An 18,600-nucleotide genomic window follows, 5' to 3' on the forward strand; every position below is an offset into this window, starting at 1 on the left:
GCTCGGCTCTTCGATGGGAGGTTTAAAAAGGTGGTGGTGAGGTTTATTAGGAAGAAGGCTCAACTAGAGACGGTGGGAGTATGGAAGAGGTCGACAGGCTCGTGTTCAACTTTCCCCTCTTCAAAGATTACTGGGAAAAGGAGCGGTTCCTCAAGGTCGTTGGGCTTCTGGTGAGCCACCAGATAACGTTTGAGAAAGCTGCCGAGCTTCTGGACATGAGGCTCGAAGAGCTGGCGTTCCTCCTTGACAAGCTCGGGGTTGAGTACTCGCTTCTTGATGATGAAGAGGCCAGACTTGAGAGAGAAGAGGCCAATAAGCTCATGGGGGAAATGAAGGGTGGAGCGTTTGTCTGATTCTTCTGAGCTGTTATTGGTGTTTCACAGGCTGGGAGGTGGTGGATTATGATCCTCGATACAGACTACATCACCGAAGACGGAAGGCCCGTCATCAGGGTGTTCAAGAAGGAGAACGGCGAGTTCAAAATCGAGTACGACAGGGACTTCGAGCCTTACATCTACGCTCTCCTGAAGGACGATTCCGCGATCGAGGACGTCAAGAAGATAACTGCAAGCCGGCACGGTACCACCGTCAGGGTCGTCAGGGCCGGGAAGGTGAAGAAGAAGTTCCTCGGCAGGCCGATAGAGGTCTGGAAGCTCTACTTCACCCATCCCCAGGACGTTCCGGCAATCAGGGACAAAATCAGGGAGCACCCTGCCGTGGTCGACATATATGAGTACGACATACCCTTTGCCAAGCGCTACCTCATCGATAAGGGCCTCATCCCGATGGAGGGCGACGAGGAGCTCAAGATGCTCGCCTTCGACATCGAGACGCTCTACCACGAGGGCGAGGAGTTCGCCGAGGGGCCTATTCTTATGATAAGCTATGCCGACGAGGAAGGGGCGAGGGTAATAACCTGGAAGAAGATCGACCTTCCCTACGTTGACGTCGTTTCAACGGAGAAGGAGATGATAAAGCGCTTCCTGAAGGTTGTCAAGGAGAAGGACCCCGATGTCCTCATAACCTACAACGGCGACAACTTCGACTTCGCTTACCTCAAGAAGCGCTCCGAGAAGCTCGGCGTTAAGTTCATCCTCGGAAGGGACGGCAGCGAGCCGAAGATACAGAGGATGGGCGACCGCTTCGCCGTCGAGGTGAAGGGAAGAATACACTTCGACCTCTACCCCGTCATAAGACACACCATCAACCTGCCCACCTACACGCTGGAGGCCGTCTACGAGGCGATTTTTGGGCAGCCAAAGGAGAAGGTCTACGCTGAGGAGATAGCGCAGGCCTGGGAAACGGGCGAGGGGCTTGAGCGCGTCGCGCGCTACTCGATGGAGGACGCCAAGGTAACCTACGAGCTGGGAAGGGAGTTCTTCCCGATGGAGGCCCAACTTTCTCGGCTGGTCGGTCAGAGCTTCTGGGACGTCTCGCGCTCCAGCACCGGCAACCTCGTCGAGTGGTACCTCCTCAGGAAGGCCTACGAGAGGAACGAGCTGGCACCGAACAAGCCCTCCGGCAGAGAACTTGAGAGGCGCCGCGGGGGCTACGCCGGCGGCTACGTCAAGGAGCCGGAGAGGGGACTTTGGGAGAACATAGCTTATTTAGATTTTAGGTGTCATCCTGCCGACACTAAAGTCATTGTCAAAGGGAAGGGCGTTGTAAACATCAGCGAAGTTAGGGAGGGGGACTACGTTCTCGGCATAGACGGCTGGCAGAAGGTTCAAAGGGTCTGGGAGTATGATTACGAGGGAGAACTCGTAAATATAAACGGCCTTAAGTGCACACCGAACCATAAGCTTCCGGTCGTTAGGAGGACTGAGAGGCAGACTGCGATAAGGGACAGCCTTGCAAAGTCTTTTCTCACGAAAAAAGTTAAAGGTAAGCTGATAACCACGCCTCTCTTTGAAAAAATCGGGAAGATCGAGCGAGAGGACGTGCCAGAAGAGGAGATACTCAAAGGAGAACTCGCCGGAATAATCCTGGCTGAGGGCACACTCCTGAGAAAGGATGTCGAGTACTTTGACTCTTCCAGAGGGAAGAAGAGAGTATCACACCAGTACAGGGTTGAAATAACCGTTGGGGCGCAGGAGGAGGACTTCCAGAGGAGGATCGTTTACATTTTCGAACGCCTCTTTGGGGTAACTCCCAGTGTTTACCGGAAAAAGAACACAAACGCAATAACGTTCAAAGTTGCCAAAAAAGAGGTTTATCTTAGGGTTAGGGAAATTATGGATGGCATTGAGAACCTCCACGCTCCTTCTGTGTTAAGGGGCTTTTTTGAAGGAGACGGAAGCGTCAACAAGGTCCGGAAGACAGTGGTAGTGAATCAGGGCACCAATAATGAATGGAAAATTGAAGTGGTGTCAAAACTCCTCAACAAGTTGGGGATTCCGCATAGAAGGTACACATACGATTACACCGAAAGAGAAAAAACCATGACAACGCATATACTTGAGATAGCCGGCAGGGATGGGTTAATCCTTTTCCAGACCATTGTGGGATTCATAAGCACTGAGAAGAACATGGCGCTGGAGGAGGCAATCAGGAACAGGGAAGTGAACCGCCTAGAAAACAATGCCTTCTATACCCTAGCCGACTTTACGGCGAAGACAGAGTACTACAAGGGCAAAGTTTACGACTTAACCCTTGAGGGAACGCCCTATTACTTCGCCAATGGCATACTGACCCACAATTCGCTATATCCTTCGATTATAATTTCCCACAACGTCTCCCCCGATACGCTCAACCGCGAGGGCTGCGGGGAGTACGACGAGGCTCCGCAGGTAGGGCATCGCTTTTGTAAGGACTTCCCCGGCTTCATCCCCAGCCTCCTCGGTGACCTGCTCGACGAGAGGCAGAAGGTAAAGAAGCACATGAAGGCCACGGTGGACCCGATAGAGAAGAAGCTCCTCGATTACAGGCAGCGCGCAATTAAAATCCTCGCCAACAGCTTCTACGGCTACTATGGCTACGCAAAGGCCCGCTGGTACTGCAAGGAGTGCGCCGAGAGCGTTACCGCCTGGGGCAGGCAGTACATTGAGACCACCATGAGGGAAATAGAGGAAAAATTTGGCTTTAAAGTGCTGTACGCGGATAGTGTTACAGGGGACACAGAGGTAACCATCAGAAGAAACGGCAGGATTGAGTTCGTTCCAATCGAGAAACTCTTTGAGCGCGTTGATCACCGTGTTGGTGAGAAGGAGTACTGCGTTCTTGGAGGGGTTGAGGCACTGACACTCGACAACAGGGGCAGGCTCGTGTGGAAGAAGGTTCCGTACGTCATGAGACATAAAACGGACAAAAGAATCTATAGGGTATGGTTCACCAACTCTTGGTACCTTGACGTGACGGAGGATCACTCGCTAATAGGCTACCTGAACACAAGCAAAGTCAAACCCGGAAAGCCCTTGAAAGAGCGTCTCGTCGAGGTCAAGCCAGAAGAATTGGGGGGTAAGGTCAAGTCTCTCATTACGCCCAATCGGCCAATTGCCCGTACCATCAAGGCCAACCCCATTGCCGTCAAGCTCTGGGAGTTAATTGGCCTGCTGGTGGGAGATGGCAACTGGGGTGGACAATCGAACTGGGCCAAATACTACGTTGGCCTCTCCTGTGGGCTGGATAAAGCCGAAATAGAGAGAAAAGTCCTGAACCCTTTAAGAGAGGCAAGCGTCATCTCCAACTACTACGACAAGAGCAAGAAGGGCGACGTTTCCATACTCTCCAAGTGGCTCGCCGGATTCATGGTCAAATACTTCAAAGATGAAAATGGGAACAAGGCCATTCCCAGCTTCATGTTCAACCTTCCAAGGGAATACATAGAGGCCTTTCTACGGGGGCTGTTTTCAGCGGACGGAACGGTAAGCTTGCGTAGAGGAATCCCAGAAATTAGACTGACAAGCGTTAACAGAGAGCTTAGTGATGCCGTGAGAAAGTTGCTGTGGCTGGTTGGGGTCTCCAACTCACTATTCACCGAAACCAAGCCAAACCGGTACCTGGAGAAAGAAAGTGGAACGCATTCGATTCACGTGAGGATAAAGAACAAGCATCGCTTTGCCGATAGAATAGGCTTTCTCATAGACAGAAAATCCACCAAACTCTCCGAGAACCTGGGGGGACATACAAACAAGAAGAGGGCTTACAAATATGATTTTGACTTGGTATACCCCAGAAAAATCGAAGAGATAACCTACGACGGCTACGTCTATGACATCGAGGTTGAGGGAACCCACAGGTTCTTCGCCAACGGAATACTCGTTCACAACACAGACGGCTTTTTCGCAACAATCCCCGGAGCGGACGCCGAGACGGTCAAAAAGAAGGCCAGGGAGTTCCTTAACTACATTAACCCCAAGCTGCCCGGTCTCCTCGAACTCGAGTACGAGGGCTTCTACAGGCGCGGTTTCTTCGTAACCAAGAAGAAGTACGCGGTGATAGACGAGGAGGGCAAGATAACGACGCGCGGGCTTGAGATCGTCCGGCGCGACTGGAGTGAGGTGGCTAAGGAGACGCAGGCGAGGGTCTTGGAGGCCATACTGCGGCACGGTGACGTCGAGGAGGCCGTGAGGATTGTCAAGGAAGTGACGGAAAAGCTGAGCAAGTACGAGGTTCCGCCAGAGAAGCTCGTCATCCACGAGCAGATTACCAGGGAGCTGAAGGACTACAAGGCCACCGGCCCGCACGTGGCCATAGCGAAGCGCCTCGCCGCGAGGGGGATTAAGGTTCGCCCTGGGACAGTCATCAGCTACATCGTCCTGAAAGGTTCCGGCAGGATAGGGGACAGGGCGATACCCTTCGACGAGTTCGACCCCACGAAGCACAGGTACGATGCGGAGTACTACATCGAGAACCAGGTTCTGCCGGCGGTGGAGAGAATCCTCAAGGCCTTCGGCTACAAGAAGGAGGATTTGCGCTACCAGAAGACGCGGCAGGTTGGGCTGGGGGCGTGGCTCAAAATGGGGAAGAAATGAAGGCCAAGCTTCTTTGTTAGTCCTCCCTTTCTATCCTCTCCAGCACATCCAAAATCCCCTCCACAGCCGGAACCTCAAAGCCCCGCTCGTGGATTCTCCTAACACCTTCCGCTTCCGGGTTTATCCAGACCGCCCAGAGGCCGGCTTTTAAAGCGCCTTCAAAGTCCTCCGCGTAGGTATCGCCGATGTGTATCGCCTCCTCCGGTTTCACGTTGAAAACCTTCAGAGGTCTCCCAAACATCTCCCTCATGGGCTTGAACGCTTTAACCTCATCCGCGAAGAAAGTTCTGTCAATATGGTTCATGAGGCCGAACTTTTCGAGCAAAAGGCGCGTGTATGAACCCGGCCAGAACATCACGTTACCCGTAACGGTGACCTTCAGGCCCTTTCTCCTGACGCCTTCCAGAGCTTCCTTTGCCCCGGAGAGAACTATATCCTCATCTACCTTCAGAACTGCCCTCGCCGCCGCCCTCTTGACGAGCTCAACGTCGATTCCAAGGAGCTCGGCCAGCATCTCCTGGCTCTCCTCGAGGGCCCTGGACGGGTCGCCGGCCGTTTTGGCGCGCATGGCCTTTATCCTCTCCCTCGTGAGCATCATCCCCTCGACGACGTCCACTATGCACGCTCCCCTCAGCTTCGAGAGTTCAACCGCTATCGCGTCGAGCATGACGTTTATGTCGAGGAGCGTGTTCCAGACGTCGAAGGAGACGAGTCTTATCACCCTACCACCCCTTCAGGGCTCTGCGGCCATGTAAATTCCGTCCCTCTCAAAGGCCTCGAAGACCTTCCCACCCTCCTTCGTTTTGAGCTCAACGATGACTCTCTCCGGGGCCTTTTCCACGTCGGCCTCGACCTTCCTGGTGCTGAGAACCTGTATGAACGCATCCCCCAGCCTCTCAAACTCAAAAACTAGTGCACCATCCTCCCAGCGGTGGCCACGGTAAGAAACGCCGCCCATACGGAAGGTAACCTCAAGAACGATTTTCATCAAGCATTCCCCCATCTATTTCTTCGAAGGGTCTTCTCGAGGAGGGTTAAAAAGGTTGGGAGGAAAAGAAGCATCATGCCTTCTTCAGCTTGACCACCTGTTTGGCGAACTCCTCCAGAACCTCTTTCCTCATGCCCTCGAAGAATTTAATGGAACCCGCGTAGCTGTGGCCGCCGCCCTCTATCCCTGCTGCCGGCAGTGCCTCCTGGAGCCTCGGGATTATCTCGTTGAGGTCAAAGCCGTAGGCTGCCATTCCATCCGCTGCCCTGACAACTGCGAAGTCTGGGCCGTAGGCGAGGGTCAGGATTGGCGCGTCCTCGCCGTACTTCTCCTTGAAGTGGTCGTGGATGAGTCCGCTCAGCTTGCCAGGGCTCGGGTAGCTGAACTTCGGGGCGAAGAGCTCTATGTCTATCGTGTTGAACCTTATGCCGTTCGGCAGGACGACGCTCTTGACGTGCGGTAGCGATGCCCTTAATGCCTTCTCCTGCTTCTCCTTGACCTCGGGGTAAATCGCGTTGATGAGCTCGCGGTGCCTCTGGAGGTTGCCGGTGAGGAGGAGTATCTCATCGATTATCCCGTGCCCGTCCATGAACTTCCAGAAGTAGGCCTCGTGGTCTATTACCTCGGCTATCTTCTTCAGGTCCTCCTCGTCGAGGCCTTTAGCCTTCTTCGCTATCTCGAGGTACTGGTAGAACTCAGGGGCCTTGCTCCTGTCGCCGGTTCCGGCTATCGCTGGTAGGTGCTTTATCTTGTCCTCCACCTCGGGGTTAATGAAACGAGCAACTTCCGTAGCCAGCATTCCGGCCGTTAGCTCGTAGTAGCCGCGCTTGACGTGGTGCGGGTTGACGTGGACGTCGACGTAATCATCCACCTTGGCTTTGTCCTCGCTCACCCACTCGCGAGGGTCATGGTGGTCTATGACGACGATCGGCACGCCGTAGGCCCTTATGCGCTTGTAGGCTGGAATATCCTCGCTCGTTCCGCCGTTGTCGACTATCACAACCAGCGGCAGCGGGTCGCCGAACTTCTCGTGGTCCTCGACCATGAAAATGATGTCCTTGAGGACGTCCTCCAGCTCGTAGAACGGCGCCCTGCTCGGCCTCCTCTTGAAGAGCTTCCACCTCGCCTGGGGATCCGGTGAAACCTGTTCGATGAGGGGCACTATCGCGTACTCCAGAGCCAGGCCCGAGGTGTAGCCGTCGGTGTCGGCGTGGTGCCTGAGGAGTATGGGCCTGCCCTCGTATATCGCGCGCCTTATCATAAAGGCAGCCTTCATTATCTTGGGCTTGAGCTTTTCGAGAACCTCACTCTCCACTAGGAAACCAACGTCCTTCGGCTGGGCACGCTCGTCGAGGGCCCTCTCTATGGCCTGCTTCACCTGGGCCGCATCCGGGCCCCAGAGCCTGGCCATGTCGCTGGCCTCTATCTGGATCTCCCCGGCGTGGAACGCTATCTTTCCGATGACCTCAACAATATCGCCAACGTTTATGTTAGGGTACGCCCTAACCCCCGGCGCCTCAAAGGCCGCAACCCACGTGATCCCCGTCCCGTCGGTTATCGTGAAGACAGTCGGCCCGCCTGTGACTTGTATCTGGGTCACCTTGCCCCTGAGCCTGACGGTTCTACCAACCATGTCCTTGCTGAGCTCGTTTATCGGGGTGACCGGGATCTCCTTCCTCACCACAACGGTCTTGTAGTTCCTGAGGGCGGACTCGACCAGGTCAATCTCCTTCTTGTCCGGCCTTACGTCCAGAACCTGGACGAGTATCTCCTCACCGGGCTTGTACTCCCTCCCACCAAGGAGGTCTTTCCGCTTTATTAGGCCAGTGACGTGCGGGTTGAGCCTTACGAAGACACCGAAGCGCTCGACGCGGTCTATGGTGCCCTTGTAGACGTTGCCAACCTCAACGTCCTCGTAGTCGCAGGTCTTGTCGAGGACGTAGACGACCTTGTACTTCCTAAGGCAGTCCGGGCAGACCCACGTGGTCTCCATACCGGGCTCCCACGGTTCTTTTACTTTGCCGCATATGTCGCAGACGAGAACCCTACCCGTTCCCCCGCACGTTGGACAGGTGTCGTAAACAGGCACAACCCCCTTCCCGTGGCACTCGGGACAGGGGATCTCGTCGACCTCGTCCTCGACACCGAGGTAGTCCAGGTTCCTGTAGCCCTTGAGCTTGTCCCCTATCTTGAAATCAGCCGGAACGTAGCCCCACCCGTTGCACACGGGACACTCCTTCTCGCCGACCTTGACCTTTCCCGTGCCGTGGCACTCGGGACACTCCTTTACCGCCATCTCTCTCACCCGCGGTAGGTTCACGGCTCTGTTTAAAAACGTTAGTCGGGGCCGATCTACCGGAAGGTACGACGGGATTTAATGAAAGCGGGAGTCAGGTGGGCCAGTTCGGTTCGTAGTTCAAACCTACATACGGTTCTACACAAAGGACTTAAAAGAACACAAAGGTCAGGGAGTTCTGAAGGAGAATATCCAAGGAACGCTCAAGAAAGATGGTCATCTTCCAAGGGGTGATCACCGTGAGGTTTCGCCAGAAGCTGTACGCAGCACTCCTAGGCACGGTTCTGCTTATAATTTTGATTATGGCAGTTGTCCAATTCAAGACCGTTGACACGATGGGGCACGAGATAGAGGGCAAGATGAGGCCGACCCTCACCGATCACGCCAAGAGGATAGCCCTCCTGGAGAGCGAGAAGTACTCCCTCAAGATCGACGGAAAGCTCCGTCCCCTGAGCCTTCTGGCTGACGCGTATGCAAACTCCATAGGCTCCCTGTACGTCAACGAGGAGTTCAACCCGCTGTATACCCAGGGAAGCGTTTTCAAGAGCACCGTGCTCTCAAAGATGAAGGAGCTCAAGGAGTCGGACGGGGACATTATAAACGCCTACTATCTCGACAACCTGGGGAGGGTCTTCATCTACCCAGAGGCCGAACTCCCCCGGGGATACAACGCAACGGATTCGCCCCTCTACAAAGAGGCGGTCTCAAAAGGCCCTTCTTGGGTGGGGCCGTACAAGGACGAGGTCACGGGAAAGACCGTCATCACCTACGTAACCCCAGTGAGGTACAAGGGGAAGATCAGGGGCGTCATAGGGATAGACGTGGACTTCTCAAGCGTTTCTTCCGAGATGCTCGGCACCAAGATCGGTAGAACCGGGTACCTGTTCGCGGTGGCCCCAAACGGGTCCGTTGTCCTCCACCCGGATGAGAGTCTCGTTGGAAAGCTTAACGTGTTCCAAGAGCCCGAGTACTCGAGTCTGGCTAGCTCCATGAGAACCTCGGATGAGGGGGTTGTTGAGGCGAAGCTCAATGGAGAGGACATGGTCATCTCCTTCTCAAAGACCAAAACCCTGGGCTGGGCAGTCATTGCCGTTGCCCCGAAGAAAGAGCTCATAAGCGAGCTCCTCGAGTCGCTTGAGGGTGCCAAAAAGGACGCTTCTAAAAACACCCTCTACGGAACCGCCGCCGTCGTGGCGCTGGCCATGGGGCTCGTTCTCCTGAGCGTGAGGTACCTCAAGAGGGCCCTGGCCCCGCTGGAGAAGCTGACGTCCGCGGCCGAGTACATAGCGGAGGGCAGGCTGGAGGATGCCAGACGGGAGGTCAGGTCCATAGACTACCCCCACCGCGACGATGAGGTTGGTAAGCTGATCACTGCCTTCGAGGAGATATCCAAGGAGGTCATAGGCACGCTCAACGGAGTCATCTCAAAGCTCGAGGCCATGGCCGACGGCAGGCTGGACTACTCCATAGACGAGAGGGCGAAGGGCGACCTCCAGAGCATAATAACCGCACTCCAGAAGACGTCCTCGAAGATGAAGGCCCTTATAGGCAACATCAAGGAGGTGGGCCTTGAGCTGAACGAGAGAGCCGACAGGTTGGCCAGCATAGCAAACAACGTCACCAACTCTACCAATCAGGTGAGCGAGGCCATAGAGCAGGTAAGCATCGAGGCCCAGAGGCAGCAGGAGAGCATCAACGAGATAACGGAAGGTATGAGGCTGGTCTCGGAGACCACAACGCACACGCTCCAGACTATGGAGGAGTTCGAGGAGGCTATAGGCGAGGTCGTCAGAACCGCCACCGAGGGCAAGGTGAAGGGAGATAAGGCCATAACGGACGTCGAGAGCATAGAGCGCTCCATGAGGTTCATAGAGGAAGCTGTTAACGCTGTCAGCGAGATGAGCAAGCGCATAGGGGAGATAACGCAGACTATAAGTGCGATCGCCGAGCAGACGAATTTGCTTGCTTTGAACGCGGCAATTGAAGCGGCAAGGGCCGGGGAGCAGGGGAGGGGCTTCGCCGTCGTGGCCCAGGAGATACGCTCCCTGGCGGAGGAGAGCAAGGAGGCGGCCGAGAAGATAGGGGAGATAATAACAGAGATGAACAAGAAGGTAGCGAAGGCCGTCGAGGAAACGGCTAGGGGCACTAAAACCGTCGCCGACTCCACTGAGACCCTAAACGAGAGCCTGAGCTATTTGGGGCACATAGCGGAGATGATACGGGAAGTGGGGGAGAGGGTGGCGGAGGTGAGGGAGCAGACGCTCAGCATCCACAGGGAAGTTGACAGGGCGCTCAAAGCGCTTGAAGAGCTGGCCGCGAGCGCGGAGGAGACAACGGCGAGTGCCGAGGAAGTCAGCTCGGCGATGCAGGAGCAGAGGGCAGAGATAGAGCTCCTGAACTCGGAGGCGGCCGAGCTCAGAAGGATAGCCCGGGAACTCCGCGAGAGCGTCGAGCAGTTCAGGCTCTGAATCCCTCCCTTTCTCCTCTTCTCCCCAAGGTTTATAATCCAAGTTGCCACACTACCCAACGCGATGATGAGTGAATCCAATGCTGAAAGGATGATGAGCCCCGAACCTGAGCGCGATAGGAGCTGAACGAAGTGAAGGAGTACGTTCAGGAGATCAAGACCGATCTCGAATACCTCCGGTCGGAGATCGAACGGAAGAACCTGCCGGATAGTCTCGGCTTTGACGACATAGTGCAGGAGGTAGTTGGCGCGGTCACCTTCGCACTCCCCTTCCTCTTCACCGGCGAGATATGGGACGTTGCCAAGGACATATCTGTGGAGCGTTCGCTGGCGATATTCTTTGTCACCCTCGGTGTGGCCTACCTCTTCATAGCCAAGTCCAGGATAGGCAACCTCAAGCGCGAGGAGCTCTTCCACGTGCCCAAAAGGCTCCTAACCGTTGCCGCTATCTCATACACCGTGACAGCGACGCTAATATACCTGTACGGGATAAACAGCGTTGCCCACTTCAACACCGCCCAGTACCTCAACGCGACTGTAATAGTGAGCACCTTCGCGGTGATAGGGGCCATAACCGTGGACATGGTGAGGTGAATGAGGGTAATAACCGGTTCCAGGTACGAAAGCTATACCGCAGACTTCCTTTTCCCCGAGTACGGAAAGAACCGCCGGCAGCTTGAGGCCTTCGTCACTTCGCTTGCCGGAGACGAAACCGTGGTAACTTCGAGCCTCGAACTCATCGACATGCTCGCCCCGAGGTTCAGAAGGGGGGAGGAAAACGTTCTGGTGTACTCCGACACGGGAAGGTCGCTAACGCTCAAGGAGGTCTATGAACTCAGGAAGTACCTCGACTTCGACGTCAGGGGAGGGTTTTCCGGGGAGAGCGAGGAGACAGCCGTTCTCTTCGTGGAGGGGAAGACGGACGCCAAGTTCTTCAAGGCGGTCTTCAAGAAGCTCTTCGAGTTCAGGGAAAGCCGCCAGATCCCTGCCAGTCTAGAGCCTATCAAGAAGGTCTTCGAGAGGGACAACTTCGACCTCCTCAAGCGTGAGGACAGAGCATACCTCGCGGTGATCCCGAGCGAGGGGAACTCCGGCGTTATCAGGAACCTTGGGAACTTCCTGAAGGCCATGGAAGTCTTTGATTTCCGCGTGAGCAGGATAGGGGTTGCCGTGGACGTGGATGAGGACAGGAAGGCGGCCCTAGACTCAATAGCGGGGAAGGTATCAAACTTCCGCCACAAAAAGACCCCCTCCGGTTACCGCGTCGGAGAAACCGAGGTGGTTCCCCTTATAATCGGCCTTCCGTTCGATGACGAGCCCGTGGAGTGGAAGAAGCCTACCGTGGAAGACCTCATGCTCCACCTGATAGCGAGGGAGGGCCTGCTGGAGAAGATCAGGCCTGGCCTCAGGGCCCTGAACGAGAGCCTCGGAAGGAAGTTAAAGCCAAAGGAAGTGATGTACCTGGCCCTGGCAGCCTACGGCCACTGGGGGAACCTGGAGGGCTTTTACGAACTCTTCGTGATGCGCTCCCGCTTCAGGAACCTGAAAGCCGTCCTGAAGGAGGCGGGCCTCATGGAAGGCTTGAGGTACATGGCCTTCAGCCCCTGAATTGAAGGAAAACATAGAAATTTAATCGCAGAATTAGTCAACTAAATAATCACCGAGCAGGAACTTCCAGAGGGGAACGGTTCTTACCCTTCCCCACTCAGTTTCCACCTCCCCCTCCTCTTCCAGAGTTACAACCGTCAGATTCCTGCATCCCAGCCGGGTTTGATTTCCCTTTCAATGATCTCCGGCAGATCCCTCTCGTGGGAGAGGCGAATGTAGTGCTTTATCTCCTCGGGGTTTATGGTACATCATACAGTACCAAAGCTTATAAATATCTGGTACGCCGTAATGTACCACCTTTGGCAGGGCTACAAAGAGAGAATCAGAGGACTCCTTTTCTCCTCAGCAGCGCGAGGTAGCTCGTGAAGGCTCCGGCTGAAATCGTGTCGCCGAGGCCGACCGTCGAGACCGGGTTCTTCACGAGCCTCGTCGGGATTATAACGACCCTGTACTCCCTCGTTCTGAGCCTCCTCTTCGCCTCCTCGAAGCGGAGCTTGACGTATTCGCCGCGCTCGTTGTAGGGGACGTTGAGGCCGACCCTGAAGTCCTCAGGGGAGCGGATTTCTCCCAGTGAAGCCCTCGCCGCGGCCAGGGTCGTCGCGAGCTCAAGGCTGCTCCTCAGCTCGTCCTCGCTCAGCGGGTTGTCGGCGTGGGTGATGTACATTATGTAGTAGATGGTGTGGATCTGGAGAATTTCGAGGTTCATCTCGTCGATGAGTATCTTCCCGCCCAGGACGGTGTCCTCGATGCGGTTGTAGGTGAATATCCTGTCCGCGAGCTTCGAGTAGCCGAGGGCGTTTAAAACGTGGGCTATCTCAGCTTCATCCATCCCGACGCTGTCGACGAGCGGGAAGAGGTTGTAGATGACCTTCTTCCTCAGCTCGCGGTTCTGTATGGAGGCAAACTCGAGGTGAACCTTAACGTCCTTCTCGCGCTTGAGGAGGAGAATGTCCTTCTTCGCCTCGCGCAGGTAGTGGTTTGCATCTTTCCCGTCGGAATAGCGGAGCTTAATGCCCTGATAGCCCGAGAGGATGGCCCCATCAATCGTCTCACCAATCTCCGGGAGGAATGGCTTCAGCTCGGGCTCGGTGTATATCCTTATGCTCTCAAAGCGGGCCGAAACTATGAAGCGGCCCGAGAAGGGAACCGTTACCGTCTCGTCTCCCAGTTTGAAGGTCGTCCCGGCGCGGAACTCGAAGATGCGGTTGACCTTTATCGGGTCGCCGTCGCGGTAGGCCTCGTGGGGGTGCTTGAAGACGAGCTTTCCATCCTCAACGACGGGATAGAAGAGGTTCGGCCTCTCCACGAACATCATGGCCTGCTTCTTCGCGAGGTGGGGGGTGTAGACCAGAACGCGGTTGAAGTCGAGGCTCGCCAGGAGGTTGGCTATTATGCCAGCCTGGCCGCCCATCCTCTCGACGTCGTACTTGAAGTGGGAGTCGAACCACGTGTGCAGCTCCTCGTTGACTAGGGGAACCGCCATCGGCTTGCCCGTCTTGAGGGCGTGAACCAGTCTCGCCACGAAGTCGAGGGGCTCGTTTATCTGCCTTGGGTACTCGTCCATCCTCTTCTTCACTGCTTCAGCGCCAAACTCGTCTATGAGCCTCTGAACGGTCTCTCCATTGAGGTAGGTTATCGCGTCGACGTTCGTGTTGTAGGCGGTGTAGATTGAAAGCTTCCTCGCCTCGTCCAGGAGCCCCATATGTATCACCCTCAGTGATTAAAACGGGGCGGAATTTTAAAAGGGTTTCGGGCTGGTTATCACTTGGAGTGTTGGAAAAATCTTAAAAGTGACAGTAATCTATAGTATTGCTGATATCTGGGGGTGTTCTGAATATGAACTGGAGAAAAGCTGGATCACTGCTCACCGCACTTTTAGTACTCCTGAGCATAGGAGGGGCTGTCGCACTTCAGAGGGACGCTAAGCCCCAGCTTATACCGGACACACCAAGACCAGTGATAACGGGAGTGAGTGTCCAGGAAATAGCCTGCGGGGGGCGAACTACAGTAAGGGTTTTCCTAAACAACTACGGTGGGACTACAGCTGTGGGCACGCTGAAGCTCTACGTTGACGGAAGCCTGAGGGGCACTGCTGGAGTCGAAGTAAACCCCTACACTCCAGAGACGGAAACCTTTTCAGTCTCGGTACCTCAGGGAAAACATGCCTTTAAGGCCGTCCTGGAATACCCAGGAGGTAGCGACTATGCCACTAAAACCGTGGAAGTCAAGTGGGACACCGACTGCGATGGTCTAACGGACGATTTTGAAAACCGGTATGGGATCAACGCTACCAACCCGGACACCGACGGGGACGGGGTAATTGACTCAAGGGATGTAAACCCGTTCAGGGACCAGACCATAACCGTTTACATCTTCCGCGCGCGGGCGATCAATGGTGTCGGAGATCCGTTCGCCCATCCAGACCCCGATATGAGCCTCAGCATCTCCGCATCTTCGGGCCAGTGGAACTCGGTTGAAATCCTGGATTTCAAAAGCGATACAAAGGACACCGATAAGTATTCGGGCAAGATAATCCCCGGTCCGTACTTTATATCGAACCTGGGGAGATATGCAGTCGGGATGGCCACATTCAACGTTCCGGATGACAGAGAAACGGTCGACATAACGTTCACCCTTTACGACAGGGACGACGATGAGGACGACATCATTGACGTTTCCCCAACCTCAGGAACGAAGGCGAGGATAACCTACAACCTCAAAACCGGCACCTGGAGCGGTGACGATTACCCCGGCGATGAGAATCATTATTTCGGATACGGCCACTTAAGCGGCTGCGGCGACGGGTCGTGCGGCGTTACCTCCAGCGATCCAGACAAAGACGTAAAGGTCTACTCCAAGTACGAGAACATCCTGGAGAAAAACGGGGTACAAGGTGAAGTTCTTGAGGCCTATTCGCTGGAGAACGTTAATGAAATCGAGGGGCCCGGGAAGAAGGGCTGGATGCGCATCAAAGGGCCCCGGAGCGTGGAGGTGGTAAAAGTCCGCATGCCGAACGGCAAGCTCAGGAACTTCACCCTCGTCAACACCCACGGTGCTATGGTGAGGCTGCTCAAGCGCGCCAGCTCGAAAAAGACGTCCTCCAACGCAACCGTTAGGATAGCCTCCCCAACCGGCGTCCTGAGCGCCCAGGGGGAAGTAATCACGTACTCCTCCACCGATCCTCCGGATGGGGAGATATGGTTCGTCATAATTCCCAGCGACATGGACGGCATACCCTTCTGGCGCGAGATTGAGTTAAACAAAGAGCTAGAAGCGGCCGGGATCGCGAAGAGGTTCACCCCCAGCGATGGTCACGGCCTCGGGGACTTTGACCTGATTGACGAGGTCAACGACGAGGATATGTACGGCGACTACGACGGCGACGGCGTCCCGAACCTCGCGGAGCTGCTCATCGGGAAAGACCCGGCGAAGAGGGACATTCTGGGAATTGAGCTGAACATCTCAGTGGAATGGCCGATGAGCGACGAGGACAAGAAGAACCTAGTTTACAGCATCAGGAAGGCGAGCGACTTCGTCTACGACTACACGGACGGCTACGCGATGATAACCAAAGTCCACATCTGGGACGGAAAGAGGAACTGGGATAAGGCAGACGTGAGGGTGCACTACACTCACCCGTTACTGCCTCAAACCCCCGCTCAGGTCTTTTACGATGGATGGCCACAGGCAACAGCGAGAGGTGGGTACTGGATGAAAAGAAGCCAGAACGTGTCATCTGAAGAAAAGAAGAATATCTACATCATGATGTCAAGGGAGTTTGAGAGGTTTAGCGAGCCAAGCGGCACTGCTGGGATTGGAAGCGTACGCTGGGGTAGAACCTTGGGGCATGAGCTTGGCCACTACGTCTTCTGGCTTGGGGATGAGTATGAAGACTGGCACGGCACAACCTACCTTTGGGGTTATGAAACGTGTGACGATTTCGCTTGTTATCCAAACTGGGAGCTTTATAACGCCGCTCCAGATTCTGTCATGAAGCACGAGTGGGCCTGGAGCGAGCTCAGCACGCCAAAAGAATACCAAGAATTCCACAACTACCTAACTCACGAATACGGAGACTGGAAGCCGTACACGACAGACCAGTGGGGGAACACTACTGACACGAACAAAAATAGCTATGCTGTGGACTCGGATAGGTGGCATTCATCAGCATGGCAAACAGTCTACAAAATACTAACAAGCAAGAACTTGGAGGTTAAAGGCTGGGTCCCCATTGATGACAAGGGAACATTCCGTTCTCAATCATTTATACTTTCAAACGCGCTCGAAATTTCTTTTGATGTAACTGAACATTTCACACCCAAAACCGGTCCCTACACTGGCGTTGGCTACTTCATGGAGGTGGTCTGGGGATGAAGCGAAAGCTGCTTGCCTTTTTCCTTCTTTTCCTCTTCCTGGCTGGGTACTTGGCTTATTTGAATTCCCTCCCGCCTGCAGTCAGGGCTTACAAGCTTGCAAGAATTCCCGGCAATGAACAGTTAATAGCAGTCTACCATGATAACAACCTATGGCAGTTCGCCACTTACAACCCAAAAACCCAAGAATTGAAAGTTTACGCCATCCACAGCGACGAGCCAATCCTCCCCTGGGGAAAGGACGTAAAAAGCGTGAAAACGCCCTTGAATTACTCCCCACTCGCCCTTAACTTAAAACTTCTCGAAAAAGCGCCAAAAGAAACTCCAGCATTACTCTTCAACGGGAAATGGTATACGAGAGAAAACCCGCCAAAATTCCCAAGCTTTGACGAGATACTCAAAGAATACGAGAACAAGACACTAAGACAAATCACAGGATACACCGCCAAAAAAGAACTATGGATCAGGAGCATTAAAGTGTCTAATGATGGAAGTGTTGGCCCTCTTTGGGAGCTTGTAGTGCCAAGTTTGAGGGAGAATACTTCCGAGGCCTTTATCTGGGAGGTGGAAAAGCCCGTTAATGAAAGCACTTCCTTTTGGGAGGTCTACTACCCCGACCAAGTAATTCTCAGAGGGCATTGGTGGGCTGTATATCTAGGCACGTTTAAGGTTAGAGAGAGAATCATTAGAGAAGCGTTTAATGATATAAACGGGAGTCCTCAATTGGTGAGGGGATCGTTCCTGCAGGTTACTCTCCACAGCGGGATGGATTCCAACACTATAGATGTTGCGGCTCTTGCCGTTTCAAAGTACCGGCTAGGGATCTCGATGGAGAAAGGGCTAGACCCAGGATACGTTGTTTTTAAGTATTTTGAGATTTCAAAAAATGGTAAAGGTAAGGAGTCAAGCCCCTAGGAGGGAGATGATGACAATACAGGCTCGTACACAGGCGTTGGCTATTTCGTGGAGGTGGTTTGGGGATGAAGAAGGCTTTGGCCATTGGAGTCTTGCTCCTCCTCATTTCTTTTTTCGCTTACAACACGTACACTTATCATCAACTCTCCTCGGCGGAGGGAGCTTATAAACTGGCGGGAATTCCAAGCAGTGAAAAACTCATTGCTGTCTACCATGACGAGAACTTCTGGCAGTTCGCAACCTACAACCTTAAAACTCAAGAACTCAAAGTTTATTACATTGGTCAGAATTCTCCACTATTTTTCAGAACTAAGAAAACAAAAACAGTCAAGACTCCATTAAACTATTCCCCACTCGCCCTCGACTTAAAACTCCTTGAGAAAGCACCAAAAGAAACTCCAGCGCTACTCTTCGCCGGAAAATGGTACACTCAGGAAAACCCACCAAAATTCCCAAGCGCGAGCGAAGTACTCAAAGAATACGAGAACAAGAGCATTCGGAGGATTGCTCTGCTGTACGCTAAAAAAGAGCTCTGGATAAAGACATATCTCCAAGTGAATACAAGAGGCTACGAAGTAGGAACAGAGGATGTACTAACAATCCCGAATTTTGGAAACACATCCACGGGGATCTGGGTTGTTGAAATTCCACTGGGACGTGAAAGCTCAACAGAAATTGTGTATTACCCAGGTCTCAAAATAACAGGGGAGGTTAGTCCAGTGTACCTGGGTTCGTTCGTCTTAACTGAAAAACCCGTTGAGACCGCATTCCACACGGCGCTCCTGAATCTCAGCGAGACTACAAGCTTCGCAAAGATAGAGGTTTACTGCTTCTCCCCTAAAGCAGATATTGATACAGTGGCAATCAAAAGATATTATCCAGGAATTTCCATGAAAGAATACTTCACATTTCCCTACCTTCACAGGAACACACTTGAAGTTTTAGAAGGATGCAAAAATAACAATTGATCAGGAGAGAGT

General features: G+C 54.0%; 12 protein-coding genes. 8 read left to right on the top strand and 4 right to left on the bottom strand.

The window, feature by feature from the left end:
- The first annotated feature begins 80 nt into the window (after positions 1-80).
- Complete coding sequence (locus ACZ5AM_RS07235; protein WP_464914348.1) at positions 81-353, top strand: hypothetical protein; 273 nt, start codon at positions 81-83, stop codon at positions 351-353.
- A gap of 48 nt (positions 354-401) precedes the next feature.
- Positions 402-4,973, top strand: coding sequence for a DNA polymerase domain-containing protein (locus tag ACZ5AM_RS07240; RefSeq protein WP_464914349.1), 4,572 nt, complete (start codon positions 402-404; stop codon positions 4,971-4,973).
- Between the two features lie 16 nt (positions 4,974-4,989).
- Here ACZ5AM_RS07240 and ACZ5AM_RS07245 read toward each other — a convergent pair whose 3' ends face one another.
- The 3 genes from ACZ5AM_RS07245 to ACZ5AM_RS07255 form a co-directional block, all read right to left on the bottom strand.
- Positions 4,990-5,691 carry an HAD family hydrolase gene (locus ACZ5AM_RS07245; RefSeq protein WP_464916055.1) on the bottom strand — a complete coding sequence of 234 codons (702 nt, stop codon included), beginning with the start codon at positions 5,689-5,691 and terminating at the stop codon, positions 4,990-4,992.
- Between the two features lie 15 nt (positions 5,692-5,706).
- Entirely contained in the window at positions 5,707-5,961 is a 255-nt protein-coding gene (locus ACZ5AM_RS07250) for a hypothetical protein (RefSeq protein WP_464914350.1), read from the bottom strand.
- 73 nt (positions 5,962-6,034) lie between these two features.
- The gene (locus ACZ5AM_RS07255) at positions 6,035-8,257 is read right to left on the bottom strand and encodes an OB-fold nucleic acid binding domain-containing protein (RefSeq protein WP_464916056.1); all 2,223 of its coding nucleotides are present in this window, start codon (positions 8,255-8,257) and stop codon (positions 6,035-6,037) included.
- A gap of 239 nt (positions 8,258-8,496) precedes the next feature.
- Between ACZ5AM_RS07255 and ACZ5AM_RS07260 the strand changes: the two genes are divergently transcribed.
- The 3 genes from ACZ5AM_RS07260 to ACZ5AM_RS07270 all read left to right on the top strand — a co-directional run bounded on the left by ACZ5AM_RS07260 (position 8,497) and on the right by ACZ5AM_RS07270 (position 12,332).
- Entirely contained in the window at positions 8,497-10,725 is a 2,229-nt protein-coding gene (locus tag ACZ5AM_RS07260; protein WP_464914351.1) for a methyl-accepting chemotaxis protein, read from the top strand.
- Positions 10,726-10,856: 131 nt separating this feature from the next.
- Entirely contained in the window at positions 10,857-11,318 is a 462-nt protein-coding gene (locus ACZ5AM_RS07265) for a DUF2391 family protein (RefSeq protein WP_464914352.1), read from the top strand.
- Entirely contained in the window at positions 11,319-12,332 is a 1,014-nt protein-coding gene (locus ACZ5AM_RS07270) for a DUF3226 domain-containing protein (RefSeq protein ID WP_464914353.1), read from the top strand.
- Positions 12,333-12,654: 322 nt separating this feature from the next.
- Here ACZ5AM_RS07270 and pfkC read toward each other — a convergent pair whose 3' ends face one another.
- On the bottom strand, positions 12,655-14,034 hold the full coding sequence (gene pfkC / locus ACZ5AM_RS07275) for an ADP-specific phosphofructokinase (RefSeq protein ID WP_464916057.1): 1,380 nt from the start codon (positions 14,032-14,034) through the stop codon (positions 12,655-12,657).
- Positions 14,035-14,300: 266 nt separating this feature from the next.
- Between pfkC and ACZ5AM_RS07280 the strand changes: the two genes are divergently transcribed.
- The 3 genes from ACZ5AM_RS07280 (at position 14,301) to ACZ5AM_RS07290 (ending at position 18,588) form a co-directional block, all read left to right on the top strand.
- Entirely contained in the window at positions 14,301-16,706 is a 2,406-nt protein-coding gene (locus tag ACZ5AM_RS07280; protein WP_464914354.1) for a hypothetical protein, read from the top strand.
- Complete coding sequence (locus ACZ5AM_RS07285) at positions 16,703-17,620, top strand: hypothetical protein (protein WP_464914355.1); 918 nt, start codon at positions 16,703-16,705, stop codon at positions 17,618-17,620. Before ACZ5AM_RS07280 ends, ACZ5AM_RS07285 begins: the two co-directional genes overlap by 4 nt.
- 65 nt (positions 17,621-17,685) lie before the next feature.
- The gene (locus ACZ5AM_RS07290) at positions 17,686-18,588 is read left to right on the top strand and encodes a hypothetical protein (protein WP_464914356.1); all 903 of its coding nucleotides are present in this window, start codon (positions 17,686-17,688) and stop codon (positions 18,586-18,588) included.
- Positions 18,589-18,600: the final 12 nt, after the last annotated feature.

This window comes from Thermococcus fumicolans (assembly GCF_055386755.1).